The 217-nt window shown below is 37.3% G+C and carries 1 protein-coding gene; it reads right to left on the reverse strand.

The genetic code is table 11. The features are described from left to right. Window positions 1-199 (reverse strand): PTS sugar transporter subunit IIA (locus HMPREF2937_RS13135; protein ID WP_257245428.1); only part of this gene is annotated, 199 nt, incomplete at its 3' end. Window positions 200-217: the final 18 nt, after the last annotated feature.

Raw genomic sequence — 217 nt, forward strand, 5'->3', positions numbered from 1 at the left:
CAATGGCAGATGTCAACTCTGGTAGTCCATCATTATCATGAATTGACATTGACATTAAAAAGATAATTTTGATTGATAGATATTGTTCATCCCATTTCACACCATTTTTGACAATTGCTACCGCAAAATGATGTTTGCTACCGACGGCTTTCAAAGGATGAGGTACGGCAATGTTTTTCCCGAATACAATGGAACTCATAGATTCCCGCTGTTTCAT

It is taken from the genome of Staphylococcus sp. HMSC061G12 (genome assembly GCF_001838465.1).
GTDB lineage: Bacteria > Bacillota > Bacilli > Staphylococcales > Staphylococcaceae > Staphylococcus > Staphylococcus simulans.